Source organism: Pseudoalteromonas sp. AWH4_217 (assembly GCF_056161105.1).
The window spans coordinates 45002-63508 of record NZ_JBSWYM010000018.1 but is presented as its reverse complement, the minus strand read 5'-3'; the positions used below and the strand labels follow the sequence as shown (position 1 = coordinate 63508).

Sequence of the window (18507 nt, the reverse complement as noted above, 5' to 3'; positions counted from 1 at the left end):
CTGGTCTGTGCTCTTACCTGCTTTGTTGGCAGTAAAACTCATCCTTATTACTCAGTCTGAGTCCATAGTCATTGCACAATTGTGGCGTATAAATTCCATGATCCAGATTTCTTTGCGCAAATCTTTGCCTAACTCATGGAGACTAACATGGTGGTTTATCAAAAGGCACTCCTGGCAGCGGCACTGTCGCTGACTCTGATGCCAAACAATGCTCAGGCGCTACGTCTGGCTGCCCCTGGCAGCTTCTGTAATGGTTTGGACCGGACTCAAATAGAGGTTGGTGAGCATGTCGAAAATGAATTTATGACGTATCTGGCTTTGAGCCCCAAACTAGCCGATACCGCGCTGAGCGTATCCGGCAGCCAATCGTCGGTTGTGGTGTCGTACAATGGCCGCTGTGAGGTGCTAGATGGTAGCGACTACAACGGACTACACGTTAATTTGCCGGACAGCGGTGAGTCCTACAATGGCATGAACTTGGACTTCCACCAACAGGTATTCGGTGGTGAAGGGAACGACGAGATCCGCACCGGTAACAAAGTAGACTACATTTACGGCAATGGCGGTAACGATCAGATCTTCTCGTTTGGCGACTTTGAGCGTATAGACGGTGGTGCAGGGGCAGACTGTGCAGAGCAGGGCAGCGAAGGCGCGATCCAAAGCGTCCTTAATAATGTTGAAGCAATCAGCTGTACTAACTATGCACCAGCAAGCTGTGAAGGCCTGGACCGCAGCAAGATCGGCATCGCGGATGATAACTCTGCTAATCCGTATATGACTTACCTGGCGGTGTCACCCAATGTGAGCGGTGAGAAGCTCACGGCCGAAGGGGATGATGCTCTGGTAACCGTATATTATGCCGGCAGCTGTGAAACCTTTGATGTCAGCAACCACAATGGTTTTCAGGTTAACCTGGCAGATAGCGGTGAAGAATACGACGGTACAGCGCTGAACTGGCATCAGTTGGTGTATGGCGGCGATGGTAACGACACCATCTTAACAGGTAATAAAGTGGATTATGTCTATGCCGGCAAAGGCGATGACACCATTTATACGTATGGCGACTTCGAGAAAGTAGATGGTGGCACAGGTATGGATTGCCTGACCGAAGGCTCCAGTGGCAGTATTCAAAGTAATATCAGTGGTATAGAGCAATACTCGTGTACGCCGACTGGCGATATGCCAGCCAGCCTGACTGCGGCCTACCAGCACTGCCATATGCAAACTGGCAGCTTTGACAGTGAACTGATTAATGGCGTGTGGAAAGTACGTGCAATGGACAGCAATCTTGCTTTATTTGTGGAAGAGCACGATGAGTATGTGTTTGCTTACACTGCAGGCTATCAGCACTGCGCATTCAGTAACGCCGTAGAAGAAGTTGAGGTTGAGTTGTCAAATGGTAACGATACACTGCTGGCGACGGGGGTTGGTAGCGATATGACCGTCTATGGCCTCAATGGTAATGACAAGATTTATACCGGACGCGGCAATGATCTGATCTTTGGCGGTGATGGTAAAGATACCATTAAAGCAGGCGATGGCAACGACTGGATTGCCGGTGGCTCAGAGATTGAGACCGATCATGACGGCGTGGTACACAGAGTAAACCTCAGTGGGACCAATGGCGATGGTGCGGACAGAATCGAAGGCGGTAATGGCAACGATGTGCTGTTTGGCAACAAAGATGGTGATAACCTGAGCGGCGGCAACGGCGACGATATTATTTTTGGTAACGATGGTAATAAAGATCGTTTGTACGGTAACTCAGGGGCCGATCTGCTGGTTGATTCCGGCGGCAGGTCGTGGGGCAACCGGGCCAAAGCCTGGGGTGGCAGCGGCCAGGATATCATTGTCTGTGAGTGGGGCCATTGTGAACTCAATGGCGGCGGTAGCAAAGACTTTTTAGCGGCCATTTCTACTTTTTCGGATATCAGCGTCAATGGTGGCGGCGGTGGTGATATTCTGTTTGTTCGCGGCGATGAAATTCCGTCGGGTGGTGGCGGCAGCGGCAAAGATTTTGCGTACAACGAGTGGAGCGACCGAGATATCAGTGGTTATCTGTCGAGTGCGGATCATAAATCGGGCTATTTTGATACCGCAGTACGCAAAGCGGCCAGTGGCATGTCATCGCGCCATGAAGAAGTACTCAGATTAAGGTACTTCAATGAACGGCGTGGCTATAGCACCTTTAAGGGTCAAATTGCCGATCTGGTAGATAAAACGACCTTTGAAGCCTGGCTGAACAACCGCAGCAAGAGTGTGTACGACTTACAGTAAATCCACCACTACCTGACACTTACCTGAGGGTAGGCGTCAGGTAGCGGTTTTAATCATTTATGGCCCGTGACAAGGCCATCTAAGCCCGAGACCTAGGGAGTCAGCGTGATTTCCCTATTTACTTTCCCGCCCCGCCCAACTTATTTCAGTTCATTGTGCCACATCTGGCCGATTTGCGTTTCAATTCCGGAAAATCCGTCCGGTTCTGCCAAAATATGTCTCTTATAAATATTAAGATACTGATATTTAATGGATAAATTTCTGGCATGAAATTGGCTCCAGGGGGATAGAATCAAGATATCCGGAGCGAAATATGGATCTAATTAAACCGCCTAAACCTACCAGCCGCTGGCGTCGCTGGAAGTGGGCTCTGGTGAGCGTTTTTTTTGCAGTGAGTGTGTGGCTGGTCGGCCCCAGCGATCAGATCACCCGACTGGGACGTCACGAAGTACTGATAGCGACAGTGGAATATGGACCGCTGGCGATTGGCGTCGACAGCTTTGGTGTGCTTCGCAGTGCAGAGCAGCACTTGATCACTGCCGACAGTGATGCCGTGGTAAAACGGATCCACCTTAAAGCGGGGGCGTCGGTATCCGTCGGAGAGGTTATTGCAACGCTCGACAACCCGGATCTGTCACTGGCGGTGGCGCAGGCACAACAGGCTTTGCAGGACAGTGATATGGCGCTGCAACAGCTGACACTCAATCAGCAGCGGGAATTTCTCAGTGAACAGACATTACTGGATAAACTAACCGGGGATCTGGCAACTGCTCAGCTAAGGCAGCAGGCCGAGCAGGGACTGGCTGAAAAAGGGATCATTTCACAACTGGCGTTTGCCCAGACTCAGTCGCGAGTTGCCAATCTCGCCCGTCAAATGCGCAGCGCCCAACAGCGTCTGGAGCAGCTAAAAAAGCTTCATGCCAGTGCGCAGCAGTTGGCATCGCAGCGCATTGTTATCCGACGCCAGGAGCTGGCGCGCAGCCGTGCTAGGTTAGCTGCACTGACGATCACGGCGCCCGTTGCAGGTATTTTGGAGCGTATGCCCCTGGCTGTGGGTCAGCGATTGAGTATAGGCGACGAAACCGCGTTGATCGGCAGCCAGACGCATTTACTCGCTGAGCTGCAAGTGCCGCAATCCCAGGTACAAAAAGTCGCACCAGGTCAGGCTGTGACGGTGCGGATCCGCGACCAGCAGGTGAATGGTACGGTAGGTCGTATCGATCCTGTGGTGGTTGATAACAGTGTCAAGGTGGAAGTGGTGTTGCCCCAGGTACTGCCGAAAGCAGCCCGGCCGATGCTGAGCATAGATGCAAGCATTACTGTGGCGCAGCTCGAGCAGGCGCTGTATATCCGCCGTCCGGCAAATGTGCGAGAACAACAAACAGCTCAGATGTACAGATTATCGCAGGATGGTTCGACCGAGCTGAAAACCGTGCGTTTTGGCGCAACGGCTGGTCGTTTTGTGGTGATTGAACAGGGGGTCGGAAAAGATGAACGTCTGATAATTTCCGATCTGAGTAATCTGGCGCAGCAGGGTGTGCAAGTCGCACTGGATTAAGGTTTTAAGGGTCAAATATGGCACAATGGGGTGCCGGTTTGTCAGCGGGGAAAATATGACACATATAATAGAAATGAAGCACATCAGCAAAGTGTTTGAAACCGAAGAATTGCAAACCCATGCGCTAAGACAGGTGAGCCTGACGATAGATGAAGGAGAGTTCGTTTCAATATCAGGCCCTTCGGGGTGTGGTAAATCCACTTTATTGTCTATCATGGGCTTGCTGGATGAAGCCAGTGACGGGCAATACCTGATCCAGGGCACCGAAGTGAGTACCTTGACCGCAGATCAGGGCGCAGAGTTAAGAAACCGTCATATCGGGTTTATTTTTCAGTCTTTTAATCTGATAGATGAGTTGTCGGTATTCGATAATGTTGCATTGCCACTGCGTTATAGCAGCGAGAAAAGGTCGCGTGAGGCGGTGCAGCACGCAGTGCACACTTGTCTGGAAAAAGTCGGATTGTCTCATCGTGCTTCTCACAAGCCCGATCAGCTCTCTGGTGGTCAGCAGCAGCGGGTGGCCATTGCCCGTGCATTGGTGGCCAACCCCAGTATTTTGTTGGTCGATGAACCCACGGGCAACCTGGACTCAAAAAGTGGTGATGCGGTGATGCAGCTGATTGCGCAGTTACATCAACAGGGCACCACCATTTGCATGGTGACGCATGATCCCAGATATGCCGACATGGCGCCCCGGCAGATCCGTTTGCTGGACGGTGAAATCGTGGGTGGCAGCCATACGCGCGAGTCAGCACATATTGCGACTGCCTGAGGGAGCGCGGCGAGATGTTGTTAGATCTTCAGGATGCACTGCAGGCACTGTATAACCGCTGGCGAATGACTCTGATCTTTGTCACCTTACTGTCCAGTGCGATGACGGCTTTGCTGGTCGCCGGAGTTGTCGCCTGGCAGGCCCATGGCCCTTTACCTTATGATGAGCCTGAGCGACTAGCCTGGGTAGAAGGGACGCTGTTTAACGAGCAGGGTGAAATCACGTTGAGTGCGTCTTTGTCGGCGCCCGCAGCCTGGGCCTTGCACCAGGCGCCGGATTTATTCGAGGTGTCTTCCCCGGTATTTTACACCGATATGTTGTACCTTAATCATGCAGAGCAGCCTCGTGTTTCAGCGGCTTTGGTTGAGCCCGGTTACTTTTCATTATTTACGATGCCGCTGCAAAGCGGACACTACTTTTCAGCCTCGACCATACAAGGCCAGCAGCCTCAGAGTGTTACTCAAGCTGTTGTCAGTGCTCGCTTTGCCCGCGAGTATTTGTCAACGCAACAAGATACGGGGCAGATTCTTCAATTCGATGACCGGCGTTTTCAGGTGGTGGGGATCCTCGCTGAAACCAATCAGGAGCCTGAGCTCTTTCGGGCGGCGCAACAAAGCGATGTGTTCTTACCTTTTTTCAGTCATACCGCAACGGATATGACGCCCTTTGCACACATGGCTATCCGCAATAATGTGATGCTGGTTGGCCGGACCTTGCCACAGGCCAGTGCAGCATTGCAGGCGCAGGCTCAGATACTCAGCGCTCAGGTCAATGAACTGGCAAAGCAATATGGTTTTGGGGAGACAAAGCTGACGCTGGCGCTTCGTCCGCTCACGATTAAGCTCAAAGGGGCGCTTCAGGAAACAGGACGCTGGCTGCTCGGCGCTGCGATCGGTGTCATTGTAGTGACGCTGTGTAATTTGTTCGCTCTATATCTATTAGACTTTAAAAGCCGTCAGTCACAACTGGCGCTGCATTTGGCGCTAGGTGCCCGCCAGTCTCGTTTATTTCGTCAGGTGCTGATGCATGCCATAGTCTTATTTGCGCTGTCTGCCCTGGTGGCGACAGCGTTAGCGCCGGTATTGTTGGCACTGGTGCAATACTGGGGTCATGCCGTATTAGGGAGCATTACCTGGTTGAATGTGTCATGGTCAGCGTATCTGGCTATGTGGCTGGTGGCTTTAGGCCTGGCCTGGGGGTTTGTCCGCAGTGTATTTCTCTTTGTCGATTTGCGAGGCCTGAGGCAGCAGCTCAGCGGCTCAGGCAAAGGTCAGGTCAGGCAGTTGCCTGGCTGGCTCAGCGTGTTGCTGGTTAATGGCCAGCTGACGGTAGGGACTGTGGTCTTGTGCTTTAGTATCTGGCTGTTAAGTCATTATGGAACACAAATGAATACCGCCCAGGGGTTTGATGACCATGGCCTGGTGCACCTACAGTTACAACAGCTGGACTTTGAGCGTAGTGAACAAAAAGCTCGGGCCAGACGTCAGCTTAGTGAGGCTAATATTGAGGCACTGCTAACTCAGCCTCAGATAGCAGCTGTGAGTCTTGCTGCGAATCATCCGCTGGAGATGTCCTGGGTTGAGCCCATAGGGACTAGCCCCGACTCTGCGCAGCAGTTGACTGCTTTTGGGCAGTGGAGTGGTGAGGGTTATTTTGCCACTGTCGGACAAAATATACTGGCGGGCAGTGAGTTCAGCGCACAGCAGCTCACCCTGGACGCGCCTGCTGAGGCCGTGATCCTCTCCCTGAGTTTGGCAACCAGGCTGGGACTAACGCTCGAAGACGTTGGCACCACCTTGTATTCACGCAATCAGCGCCCGGTAAGGCTACAGGCCATTGTTGCGGATATTTACTCTCCCACGCTGGGTACCCCGGACATTGTTTATTTGCCACATAATTTCTTTGTCACCAATCTGGTGGTCAGGATGGTGCCCGGGCAAAAGCTGGCAAAATCTGATCTGAATGCGTTGTTACGCGTACAAGACAATACACAAAGCGTGTTCCAGGTCGTCGATATGACCCGACAGACTCGTGCTATGAGCAAATCTGCCAGGTTAAGTGCCTACACCGGCAGTGCATTGAGTGCACTCATGATTTTGCTGGTTGGGGTAGGCCTGTATGGCTTGCTGGGCTATCTGGCATTGCTGCATAAACCGGTATGGCAAATAAAGTGGCAACTGGGTGCAAAGGCGGGCACATTAATGACAGAGCAGCTTATTGGTCGTGTCTGCAAGGTCATACCAGTTGCTTTTGTGTCTTTTTTGTTACTTTGTTCGTTGTGCTGGTTATTCGGTATGGCATTGCCCGGAGTGGTTGCAAGCTTTGTAATTGCAGTTACTTTTATGTTTTTAATGGTTTTATTCTTGGACTACCACCACACTAAAAGTCAACTGAAAAGTTTTCTCTGAATTAGTAACAGATTCTTACAAATGTCACGTTATTGAACGTCAGTATGTTGGTAAGATAGTGGGTAGGAAAATATCAATAGGTAAAGTCATGAAAGCACAAGCACTAAAATGGATCTTTCCCTTTGTTGCGTTAGGCCTTGGGGGGGCAGGTTTCGCAGCCGTGAATGCGGTGGCGAAAAGCGAAGAAGAACAACAGGTCGTAGATACGCGCCCGGTGGTACAGGTTGAGTCGGTTCAGGCACAGGATCATCAGGTGCTGATCCAAAGCTATGGCGAAGTCATGCCGTTGGAAACAACGCAATTGTCTGTTCAGGTAGCAGGAGAGGTCGTTTACTGGCACCCCAGCTTTGTGGCAGGTGGCGTAGTAGCGAAGGGCGATGTGTTGCTTAGCATTGAGAAAGACAACTACGAAGCCGCGGTACTGCAAGCGGAAGCCCAGTTGGCCAGTGCACAGGCTGCGTTGATCGAAGAGCAGGCACAGGCTGAGGTAGCGGCAGATGAAGCCAAACGCTTCCCCAACAAAAAGCATACCGATCTGTTTTTACGTAAGCCCCAGGTAATGAGCGCGAAGGCCGCGGTTAAATCGGCCAAAGCGGCGCTGATGCGTGCACAGCGTGACCTGGACAATTGTGACGTTGTCGCTCCATTCAATGGGTTAATTGTGTCTCGTGACGTAGGTCTGGGTCAGTTTGTTTCAACAGGCAGCGTTGTGGCGCAGCTGAATAACATTGAGCAAGCAGAAGTGGTGATCCCGATTGCCGGGTTCGACTCTGTATTTTTGCCAGAAACAGTCAGCGGGACAAAAGCGACCATATTCAACAAAGGGGTGAGTGGCTTTTCTCGCGAGGCATACATTGACCGGGATTTGGGGACGGTAGACACCCAGACCCGAATGAGCAACCTGGTGGTTCGCATTGACGACCCATATGGTCTGAACAGCGATCAGCCTAAAGTGAAGTTTGGTACTTATGTTCAGGTGAGCTTCCTGGGCAAAACCCTCAAGCAGATTTACCGACTGCCTCAGGAGCTGGTGAATAACCAAACCGTGTGGTTGTTAAATGACAATGCTGAACTGGAACCCAGACAAGTACAAGTTGTCCGTGAAGAAGGGGAATATTTCCTGGTTGCAGAAGGGCTTAATAACAGTGATAAAGTGGTCGTGACTTTACCTGAATATCCACAGCGCGGTATGGCTGTAAAAGTGGCAGGGGCCGATCAGTCAAACACACAGGGCACCAGCCTGGAAAAGCTATAACGGCAGGGACGGACAATGAGTGAACAACACACACCCAGGCAAACAGGGCTAATCGCCTATTTTGCACATAACTCGGTCGCTGCCAATCTGATGATGGCTTTTATCCTCATCATGGGGATCATCAGTTACTTTACGATCCAGCGGCAAATGTTTCCGAGCATTGAACTGAATCTGATCTCAGTTAATGCAACTTACCCAGGTGCTTCACCACAGGAAATCGAAGAGAGTATCCTGATTAAAGTCGAAGAAGCGCTTAAGGACGTGACGGAGATAGACAAGGCCGTTTATCGTTCGTTCCGTAACGGAGGAAGCGTTCAGCTGGAAATAGACACCAGCGCCGAGCTGGCCGATGTGGCCGATAAAGTGCGCTCGCGGGTCGATGGTATTGCCACCTTCCCGGCGTCGATGGAACCGATCCGAGTACAGCAAATTGAGTTTACGCAAGATGTTGTGCAGATGGCACTGGTTGCTGATCTGCCGTTAACGCAGCTCAAGCCGCTGGCTAAAGAAGTTGAAGATGAACTGTTGCAGTTGTCTAATATTTCTCTGGTTGACCGCAATACCCCTGAGTACGAAATCGCCATTGAAGTCGACCCGGATGCATTGCGTCGTTACAACATGTCGATGCAAGAAGTGGCGGCTGCAATTAGCCGTTACTCAACCAACGTATCGGCAGGTCAGATCCGCACCAATGCTGGCCTGATCTCAGTGCGGGTCGAGAATCAGAAGTACCACGGTAATGAGTTCCGCCGCATTCCGGTCAAGGTCGGCGCGAACGGCGCGAAAGTGCTGTTGCAGGATGTGGCTGAAATCAAAGACGCTTTTGTTGAAGGTGAGTTTTACTTCAGACTCAACGGGATCAATGCCGCGTATCTGTCGGTCAGGGCAACCAATGATCAAAACATGGTGCCAATTGCCAATACCATCCACTCTTATATTGAAGCAAAGAACAAGACCCTGCCAGAAGGGGTTGAACTGAAAGCCTTTGTTGATATGACCTACTATCTTGAAGCGCGTCTGGACATGATGAAAAAGAACATGTTCCAGGGGGCTATCCTGGTTGCGATTATGCTGACCATCTTTTTGCGCTTTAAACTGGCGTTCTGGGTGATGGTCGGTCTACCTGTGTGTTTCCTGGGTGCAATCATGATGATGCCAGTGTTTGGGATCAGTATGAATATCGTCTCCCTGTTTGCGTTCATTATGGTTCTGGGGATCGTGGTCGATGATGCCATCGTCATAGGGGAAGCGGCCTATACGGAGATAGAACGTAAAGGACCGGGCGTGAATAATGTAGTGATCGGGGCTAAGCGGGTTGCCACGCCGGCCACCTTCGGCGTACTGACCACCATGGCGGTATTTGCGCCTATGGTGCTCTCAAGTGGACCCGAAGCGGCATTCTTTAAGTCTATCGCCATCGTTGTCATGTTGTGTCTGGCATTCAGCCTGATCGAGTCTAAATGGATCTTACCCGCGCATATTGGTCATACTAAATTCAAGCCTTTGCGTGAAGGCAGCTGGCGTGCCAAATTTAACAAACGCTTCTTCGCATTCGTTAATGGACCTTACCGCAACCTGGTCGAAAAATGTGTGCAATGGCGCTGGACCGTGCTGTGTGGGTTTATCGGTATGCTGGTATTGAGTGTGTCGCTGATCACCTCGAATCAGGTTCGCTTTGTTGCTATGCCTAAAGTGCCACACGATTATCCTATGGTGAAACTGACGCTAAACGACAATGCGTCGGACTCACAAACACTACAAGCGCTCAGCACCATCGAAAAAATGATGCTGGATGTTGAACAAGAGGTGGAGCGAGAGTTTGGTCAGGGTATGATCAAGGACATCATGGTATGGAACGAAGGGCGTACCGAGGGTAACGTACTGGCTGTTCTGGTTGAAGAGGAAGACCGCCCCTTTGATGCCTTTGAACTATCTCGTCGCTGGCGCGAAAATATGCCTGCTATCGCGGGTGTAAAGTCTTTGCTCGTCATTGATGATGTAAATGATGAAGGTCAGGGACAGGGTGAGTTCGGTTATCTGCTGTATGGTCCAGACATCGATATGCTCAACGCTGCGGGCCGTCAGTTCATTGCAATGCTACAGCAGGAAAAAGGTCTGTTTGATGTGAGTTCCAGTATTGACCCTGAAAGTAAAGAGGTACAGCTGGCATTGAAGCAGGTTGCATATGATTTAGGACTGAGCCTGTCGGACATTGCAAACCAGGTGGGCATGAGCTTCTATGGTGGCGAAGCCCAGCGGGTGATCCGTGACGGCGAAGAAATCAAGGTTATGGTACGTTATCCACGGCTGGACCGGGAGGCCTTCTCGTCACTGAAGCACACGGTCATCACAACACCTGAGGGCAAAGACGTTATGCTGGGTGATGTGGTTGAATTTGTTGAACGCCCGGGGGTGAGCTATATCCGTCGTGAAAATGGCTATCGTACGGTCTATATCTACGGCAATATTGACGAACAGGTCATTGAGCCAAACCAGGTCGTTGAAAACATCGATAAAAATCTGCTGCCTAAACTGATGGAGCAGTTCCCTGAGGTGAAGACCGAACTGGGTGGTGATATTGAAGAAGATCAGGCACAGGCTAATGAGCAGATGATGTTCTTTATTGCCGGTATGTTCATTGTATATATCTTGCTGGCAGTCCCGCTTAAAAGCTATGGTCAGCCGTTAATCATAATGTCTGTAATCCCGTTCAGCCTGGTCGGCGCTATCTGGGGACACTGGTTCTTTGGTTTGGATATGAGCATGATGTCGACCTACGGTCTGATTGCGGCAGCGGGTGTTGTTATCAATGACTCGCTGGTTATGACGGATTATGTGAATCAGGTGCGCAAAGAAGGCGTAAAACTTAAAGATGCGGTTGTTGAAGCAGGTTGTGCACGATTCCGTGCTATTACTCTGACTTCAATCACCACCTTTGCGGGGGTTGTGCCGATTATCTTTGAAACCAGCCTGCAAGCGAAGTTTGTTATACCTATGGCGGTATCACTGGGCTTTGCAGTGCTGTTTGCAACGTTAATCACACTTATTCTGGTTCCTTGCCTGTATATCATTTTGCTTGATGTAAGAGCCCTGCTGATTAAGGTGTTTGCTTTCATCTTAGAAGTCTTCATTTTAATGTTAAACAGGCTAAAGCAATTGCTTAACCTTAACGTGGATAAGCGCCCGAGCTAATTGCACGCGTTGTGACAGACTGTTCAGAGGCCAGCATTTGCTGGCCTTTTTTTACAGCTAGAATCTTGCGGCTCGAAGTGAATTAAATGACATCTCAGGCGTTTATTTGCTATGTTAGGGTCACAATGGTTTTTAACAAATTAGGAACAAGTGAGTGACCAAAACGCTGACCCCGCCCGTGGCTAAAAAAGTGCCACACACCATGACCCACCACCAGGATCAAAGGACAGACAACTACTACTGGATGCGTGACGATAATCGTCAGGACCAGCAGATATTGGACCATTTGCATGCCGAAAATGCCTACTGTGAGGCAGTGATGGGCGATCACAAAGCATTGCAGGACCAGTTGTTTGAAGAAATGAAAGGCCGCATTGTAAAAGACGACAATACGGTGCCCGTCAAAGACGGGCGCTTTTGGTATATGAGTGAGGTCAGTGGCGACGATGAATATTCACGTCATTACCGTGGCAGCGATGAAGCCATGACTGACAAGCAATTATTACTGGATGTCAATGCGCTCGCCAAGGCTTACGAGTTTTATGAACTGGGTGATATCGCCGTTAGCCCAAATGACAATGTGCTGGCTTACAGTGAAGATACGGACGGCCGGCGCATTTATACCGTGCGCTTTAAAGACTTACAAAGCGGTGAGATGCTGAGTGACGTACTGACTGAAACCGAAGGGGAAGTAGTCTGGGCCAACGACAACAAGACCGTATTCTATGTACGTAAAGACCTGCAAACCCTGCTGGGCTATCAGGTTTATCGCCATGTATTAGGCACACCGCAAAGCGATGACCAGCTGGTTTATGAAGAACAGGACCGTCAGTTTTATATGGGTCTGGGTAAGAGTCGCGATGAAAGCGAAATCTATATTCATCTGGCCGCCACCGAAACCACAGATATTCTGGCGTTGTCGGCCGATGAGCCGCAAGGTCAGTTTGAGCGCTTACTGACCCGAACCACAGGTCATGAATATGGTCTTGATAAACTGGGGGAGCATTACTACCTGGTCTCTAACCGGGAAGCCAAAAATTTCCGTCTGTTACGTGCGACCAAAGAGACGCTGGCCAACCCTGACTTGTGGGAAGAGTTGATTGCGCATCGTGAACACGTGCTGCTTGAAGGCATGGAGTTGTTCCACAGTCACTATGTGGTGACAGAGCGAGAGCTTGGCCAGATCCGTTTTGTTGTGCATGATTACGCGGGTAATAGTTATCAGCTTAAGTTTGACGATGCCTGCTTTTTTGCCGGGCTGGGATATAACCCCGAGCCAGAGGCCGAAACTGTCAGGATCTATTACTCAAGCCTGACAACTCCTAGCAGTGTTTATGACTTTGCGCTTGTCGGGGGTAAAAAGACCCTGAAGAAACAACAAAAAGTACTGGGCGACTTTAACCCAGACTATTATGCTTCTGAGCGATTACATATCCCTGTGCGTGATGGGGTCGAGGTACCGGTGTCACTGGTTTATCGCAAAGATAAGTTCAGTAAAGATGGCACTAACCCGCTGCTGCAATATGGGTATGGTGCTTACGGCATCACCATAGATCCGAATTTCTCGACTAACACATTGAGCCTGCTGGACCGCGGTTTTGTGTATGCCATTGCGCATATTCGTGGTTCAGAAATGCTTGGCCGTAACTGGTATGAGCAAGGTAAAAAAGCGCATAAGCAAAATAGCTTTAACGACTTTGAAGACGTCACCCGGGCTTTGGTTGAGCAAGGATATGGTGCTGCGGACAAAGTGTTTGCCTCTGGCGGCAGTGCCGGCGGTCTGCTGATGGGGGCCGTGGTGAATCAGGCGCCAGAGTTATATCGTGGTATTGGTTGTCATGTGCCCTTTTTGGATGTGCTAACCACTATGCTGGACGAGAGCATCCCGCTGACGACCAACGAATATGATGAGTGGGGCAATCCGAACGATGAGGCAGACTACCGTACTATCTTAGCGTATTCACCCTATGACAACCTGCGCGCCGCTGACTATCCTAATATTCTGGTAACAACAGGACTGCATGATTCTCAAGTGCAATACTGGGAGCCAATGAAATGGGTGGCCAAGTTGCGCGAATTGAAAACGGATAACAATTTGTTGTTGTTTAAAACCGATATGGATGCCGGGCATGGTGGCGCATCGGGTCGCTTTAAAAGCTTGCATGAAAAGGCGCTGGAAATGGCCTTTTTCATTGGCTTGCTGACTCGCTAATCCTGCGTTATGAAGCAGACTGATGCAGATCAGTCTGTGTGTCAGCCATCTGGCATATCATGTGAAAAATAGACTTGGAGAGCAGGTATGTTTGCAGCACATGGAAAATGGCAAATTAATATTGCCCCGCCAGTGATTTTTGTAAATCTGATCGGCGCTTTTAACCGAGAAGGGGTTCGGGCGTTCGAGCAACAGGCAGTGACTGAAGTGTCATCCTTTCCTGCGGGGTCGCTGCAGCGGGTTGTGATCAACCTGGCTCAGTGTGAGCTGGCAACGTCGGACAGTATGGAGGCACTGCAAAGCTATTTCTCAGAAGTGGCGCAACGTGGTTATCAGGAAATCGATTTTATTGGTGTGAATGCTTTGTCTCGTCAGTTGCTGACGCAGCTGTGGCAGGAGCAACCTGTGAAAGTGCTGTTTTATCTTGATGCGGATGCTTATCTGATTCAGCACCCTCATTATCGTGATGCTGCCCCCTGGCTGAGTGCATCGATAATTGAATGATAAAGTAAATGGAGAGGCTCAGCCCCTCCATTTTGCAAACTGTTTGAGCCTGTTAAGCTAAATAGGCTTTTAGCATCCACACCAGTTTCTCTTGCTCTTTGATGTAGTCGCTCATCATTGCAGCCGTACCCTCATCACTTGCATCGCCAGCTTGTTCTAAAATGGCGCGCTGCATTTTTATCAGGGTGGTAAACCCGTCCAGCAGGTACTTCACCGCTTCCTGGCCATCACTGATCCCTTTGGCCTCGTTGATCTGGCTGTGCTCAAGATAATCACTGAAAGCATGCAGCGGCGTGCCTTCTATGGTCAGAATACGCTCCGCGATTTCATCTACCTGAAGCAAAAGTTGATTGTATATCTCTTCAAACTTGACGTGCAGCTCAAAGAAATTTCGGCCTTTAATGTTCCAGTGAACACTGCGGGCGTTCATATATTGGATCTGATAACTACTTAACAGGGTATTGAGGTTGCTTACTAACGCCTGACTCTTCTGGCTGTCTAATCCAATGCTGTTGCTCATAGTTTACTCCTGTATTGCGGTTAAAAAAGAAGACGCAAACAGGTTGCGTCCGAGTGATTCTTAGTGTGACTAAAAAGACGGCAGATGCCAAATGGGAAAAGTCGATTGCAGGCATCAACATTATTGAAGACAACACCGTACTGACTGCGCCACACTGTTGGACAAAAGCTTATACAACAGCTGCTTAATCTGCACTTAATGATGCTTAAAGTTTGCCACTTTGATACTTGAGGCCATAACAACAACCACTAAGTTGATCTATCTCAAGTAGAAAATAGGTTGCTTTTTCACCGCTGTGGCAACTTGATTCAGGTCAAAATTTCCCCGGCTAAGGGGCGCATAATGGCTTCAACAGGCAGAAGATGTGGATTGAACCGAGGTTATCTGAAACGCACATCTGTGCCATTCACTAAGTTTTTTTAGGCGTGTCAGAGCACAGTATACAGGTGCCACACCCAAGGAGCGTATCATGCAAGGTAAAACCCCTTCTCAACATAAATCCGAAATTGCTGTGGTTGTTATTGCACTACTGACGTTTGTGGTTGGTCTGGTCGGCCACCTGGCAGGTGCAAGTTACGCGAATTCAGACGCATTCGGTTATATTGCTGCGCCGATCCCCCTGATTGTCGGGATCATCGCATTGGTGGCTTACAAAATAGCAGCAAATGGCGATCACTGAGATCGCTGTAGTATCTCAACGATGTAGTTGAGCACAGTACGAGAGTAAATTAAGGTGGTATGGCTGAGACGAAAGATTTTGTGCTCGGCCATGCCTTGTAGTTTAGTTTCATCCAAAAGCACAGTACCATCTGAGCGACTGCCTTTTTTCAGCAGTGGCATCAGGCCAATTGGCAGATCTCCGGCGATGCTGTATAACTTGGCTTTGAATGGCCAGTTATGCTGCTGACTGAGCAAGTATTCCACACTGTTTCTGAGCACCATATCAAAACCATGGTCATGCATATGCTTGGCGATATAGCTGCCCTTGTGCGGGGTGCCCAGCGTGATGACTTTGCTGATAGCCTGGCTGGCCTCAGACTGGTGGGTGAGATAATCTCGGGCAACCAGTCCACCCATTGAGTGGCAAACCAGCGCAGCATCATGGCCCGCCACAAAGGCATCTATCTGCGCAAAGATAGTCTGTTTGTCTGGCGTCAGCGTATTATAGCTGAGGTTGAGGATCTCGAAGCCGAGCTTTTCCAGCCGCTCACACAGCGGGCGCATGACAAATCCTGACATATACAATCCATGTAAAACGACGACTCTGGTTACTGCCATTGTGCTTACCTCTTGTGCATCCGGGTGAGATTATCCCTGCAATATTTCCGGGATCAGATGCACACTGTGTTGTTCATCACTGAACCAGATTTCACCGTCCTGTACCGTGACTGTCAAGGCCATTGTGCGAGTTAGCATCTCAGCCATTACGCTGGTGGCGCTGTAAGGCAAGCTGATGACCTTAAGGTTCGTGTACTGGCGCAGTGTGTTCTGGTTTTTTTGCCACCATGGGCCCTGATTGTTCTCACCATAGGTATAAAGTACCACTTGTTTAGAACGATTGCTGGCTTTTTTAAGCCACTTTTCTTCGGGTAAACCCACACTGAGCCACAGTTCAATTTCATCACTGTAATTTTTCAGCCAGATATCCGGCTCATCTTCGACACATAAGCCCTTACTGAAACTGAGTCCGTCCTGATACTCCAGCGCAAACGCCAGCAGTCGCACCATCACACGCTGGGCGTTTTCCGATGGGTGTTGTGCCAAGGTAACACTGATGTCCTGATATACATGACGGTCCATATCGCTGAGCGAGAGATTGGCCTTTAAAATAGTTGATTTGAGTGCCATTGCCTGTCCAATAAAGCAAAAATGCCATTATATCGGTAATTGCCCAGTTTGTGCGGGGAAAGTGATGTGGATGTCCGCTAGCGACTATTCAGGTGGTAATGGAACAGACAGGCCTGAGCAAGCGCGCAGCCGGGCAATAGCCATGGTCCGTTGTAGATAAGAGTTAGAAGTAAAACAGCCCCTGGCAGAGTCGCATAGTACATAAGGTGACCCTGGGTATAGCGGCTGCACAGCCAGTGAACCGGCAAACCGATGACAAGCCAGCCGACCAAAGAAAAAGTAAGGTAAAACGCGAATACTAAAGCGAAACTGGTAAACAAACCCACCATTTCCATTGGGCTGGGTAAATCATCAACCATCAGGGTTGCCATACCCAGCAAAAGCAGCAGGCCAGTGTAAAAAACACTTTTTACCGCTGCACTGTCCCAGTTACCTTTCAAAATACATACTCCTTACTGCCAGAGATGTGTGGCTGCTTATTCTATCCCCAATATCGCGGTTTATAGTACACTATGCGTTATTCATGTGTCGTGCGGCTGGGCAAACTAAATAGTGTGTTTTTCGAGCCATTGAACCAGACACAAGCAGATTTAATAAGGTAGAAAACGATGAGCAGAACAGGTATCCAGTGGTTCCCCGGACATATGAACAAGGCGCGCAATGAGATCAAAGAGATCATGCCGCAGATGGATGTGATTATTGAGGTACTGGACGCCCGCATTCCTTATAGCAGTGAAAACCCTATGGTCGCACAGCTGCGTGGCGACAAGCCGGTCATCAAAATCCTGAACAAAGCCGATCTGGCCGATCCCGAACTGACACAGGCCTGGATGGACTATTTTGAACGTGAAGATGGGGTGAAAACCCTGGCATTTGGCCATGACAAAGGCAATGACGTTCAGCGTATTAACGCGTTATGTAAAAAGCTGGCGCCGCATAAAGTCGGTCAGGATAAGCAGCTCAAGGCGATGATCATGGGCATTCCTAATGTCGGCAAATCGACACTGATCAATATTCTGGCAGGGCGTATCGTCGCGAAAACGGGCAATGAACCCGCGGTGACGAAAGCCCAGCAGCGCATTAAGCTCGAAGACGGCATTATGTTGTACGATACTCCGGGTATGTTATGGCCAAAAGTTGAAAACGAAAACTCGGGCTATCGCCTGGCTGCAACCGGTGCCATTCGTGATACTGCAATCAACTATGAAGAAGTAGCCAGTTACACCGCCGAATATCTGCTGCAGGCATATCCACAGCTTTTACAGGCTCGATATAAAATTGATGAGTTGCCTGAGTGCGACTGGACCTTTATTGAAATGGCCGGGCGAAAGCGGGGGTGTATTCGTGGCGGCAACCAGGTGGATACGCACAAAATGTCGGAGATCCTGATCAACGAACTACGTGATGCCATCATAGGTCGCATCACCATGGAAACACCGCAAATGCGTGATGAAGAGGAAGAAATGGTTGCGCAACTGCGTCAGGCGGCAGAAGCGAAAAAGGCGGCCAAAGAGGAAGAAAAGCGCCAGCGTCGTGCTCGTGCACGGAAAAATCGTCGTTAATTCGTGGGGTTGAATTAAAAATCAGGCATAAAAAAAGCCCGGGGCAGGGCTTTTTGATTTCATATCTACCGTCACCGATATGAGCAATGTAGCAAGTAAAATAGTGAGTTGGTTGCCTGTGAGCCACATCAAGGGGCGTTAATGCTTTTCACCTGCAACCAGAGCTTTGTGCGTAAGCAACACGTACTTCTGAGTCGAGAAACAAATTAAGTACTACAACAAAATGAGCCGTCAATCTCGCTTTGTTGATAATGATTATCAGTTAGATCTTTCCGGTTGTCAATACTCATTTGAAATTAATTCTCATTTGCGTTATTGGCAGATCGCTAATTTGGTAAATTTCAGGCATAAAAAAAGCCCTGTACAGGGCTTTTTTTGTGTTCATATCTACCGTCACCG

15 protein-coding genes are annotated in these 18507 nt (G+C 49.7%); 11 read left to right on the top strand and 4 right to left on the bottom strand.

All coding sequences use genetic code 11. The features are described from left to right. Positions 1 to 147 precede the first annotated feature (147 nt). The 8 genes from ACXAH1_RS19770 to ACXAH1_RS19735 all read left to right on the top strand — a co-directional run bounded on the left by ACXAH1_RS19770 (position 148) and on the right by ACXAH1_RS19735 (position 14178). Complete coding sequence (locus ACXAH1_RS19770; protein ID WP_475198957.1) at positions 148 to 2277, top strand: calcium-binding protein; 2130 nt, start codon at positions 148 to 150, stop codon at positions 2275 to 2277. A 313-nt stretch (positions 2278 to 2590) separates the two neighbouring features. Next, positions 2591 to 3835: an efflux RND transporter periplasmic adaptor subunit gene (locus ACXAH1_RS19765; protein ID WP_475198955.1), complete on the top strand. Its 1245-nt coding sequence runs from the start codon at positions 2591 to 2593 to the stop codon at positions 3833 to 3835. Positions 3836 to 3890: 55 nt separating this feature from the next. Next, entirely contained in the window at positions 3891 to 4607 is a 717-nt protein-coding gene (locus ACXAH1_RS19760; protein ID WP_253049177.1) for an ABC transporter ATP-binding protein, read from the top strand. 14 nt (positions 4608 to 4621) lie between these two features. Then, a complete protein-coding gene (locus ACXAH1_RS19755) occupies positions 4622 to 7015 on the top strand; it encodes an ABC transporter permease (protein WP_475198952.1) in 2394 nt (797 codons plus the stop codon). Positions 7016 to 7103: 88 nt separating this feature from the next. Then, entirely contained in the window at positions 7104 to 8270 is a 1167-nt protein-coding gene (locus ACXAH1_RS19750; RefSeq protein WP_253049170.1) for an efflux RND transporter periplasmic adaptor subunit, read from the top strand. A gap of 15 nt (positions 8271 to 8285) precedes the next feature. After that, the gene (locus ACXAH1_RS19745; protein WP_475198949.1) at positions 8286 to 11462 is read left to right on the top strand and encodes an efflux RND transporter permease subunit; all 3177 of its coding nucleotides are present in this window, start codon (positions 8286 to 8288) and stop codon (positions 11460 to 11462) included. A 154-nt stretch (positions 11463 to 11616) separates the two neighbouring features. After that, positions 11617 to 13674: a S9 family peptidase gene (locus ACXAH1_RS19740; protein ID WP_475198948.1), complete on the top strand. Its 2058-nt coding sequence runs from the start codon at positions 11617 to 11619 to the stop codon at positions 13672 to 13674. Positions 13675 to 13761: 87 nt separating this feature from the next. Next, a complete protein-coding gene (locus ACXAH1_RS19735) occupies positions 13762 to 14178 on the top strand; it encodes a hypothetical protein (RefSeq protein ID WP_475198947.1) in 417 nt (138 codons plus the stop codon). 52 nt (positions 14179 to 14230) lie between these two features. Here ACXAH1_RS19735 and ACXAH1_RS19730 read toward each other — a convergent pair whose 3' ends face one another. After that, positions 14231 to 14698 carry a Dps family protein gene (locus ACXAH1_RS19730; RefSeq protein ID WP_253049161.1) on the bottom strand — a complete coding sequence of 156 codons (468 nt, stop codon included), beginning with the start codon at positions 14696 to 14698 and terminating at the stop codon, positions 14231 to 14233. 65 nt (positions 14699 to 14763) lie between these two features. Between ACXAH1_RS19730 and ACXAH1_RS19725 the strand changes: the two genes are divergently transcribed. Further along, positions 14764 to 14886 carry a hypothetical protein gene (locus tag ACXAH1_RS19725; RefSeq protein WP_475198944.1) on the top strand — a complete coding sequence of 41 codons (123 nt, stop codon included), beginning with the start codon at positions 14764 to 14766 and terminating at the stop codon, positions 14884 to 14886. A 281-nt stretch (positions 14887 to 15167) separates the two neighbouring features. Next, positions 15168 to 15377: a hypothetical protein gene (locus ACXAH1_RS19720; protein WP_010384994.1), complete on the top strand. Its 210-nt coding sequence runs from the start codon at positions 15168 to 15170 to the stop codon at positions 15375 to 15377. On the opposite strand, the gene ACXAH1_RS19715 is transcribed toward ACXAH1_RS19720, so the two are convergent. From ACXAH1_RS19715 to ACXAH1_RS19705, 3 genes are all read right to left on the bottom strand, one after another. Continuing rightward, complete coding sequence (locus tag ACXAH1_RS19715; RefSeq protein ID WP_054016099.1) at positions 15371 to 15976, bottom strand: PGAP1-like alpha/beta domain-containing protein; 606 nt, start codon at positions 15974 to 15976, stop codon at positions 15371 to 15373. The genes ACXAH1_RS19720 and ACXAH1_RS19715 overlap by 7 nt on opposite strands. Before the next feature lie 30 nt (positions 15977 to 16006). Further along, on the bottom strand, positions 16007 to 16546 hold the full coding sequence (locus ACXAH1_RS19710; protein WP_475198941.1) for a YaeQ family protein: 540 nt from the start codon (positions 16544 to 16546) through the stop codon (positions 16007 to 16009). 77 nt (positions 16547 to 16623) lie between these two features. Next, on the bottom strand, positions 16624 to 16986 hold the full coding sequence (locus ACXAH1_RS19705; RefSeq protein WP_475198939.1) for a hypothetical protein: 363 nt from the start codon (positions 16984 to 16986) through the stop codon (positions 16624 to 16626). A gap of 168 nt (positions 16987 to 17154) precedes the next feature. On the opposite strand from ACXAH1_RS19705, the gene ylqF reads away from it, so the two are divergent. Then, entirely contained in the window at positions 17155 to 18108 is a 954-nt protein-coding gene (gene ylqF / locus ACXAH1_RS19700) for a ribosome biogenesis GTPase YlqF (protein WP_138546011.1), read from the top strand. Positions 18109 to 18507 lie beyond the last annotated feature (399 nt).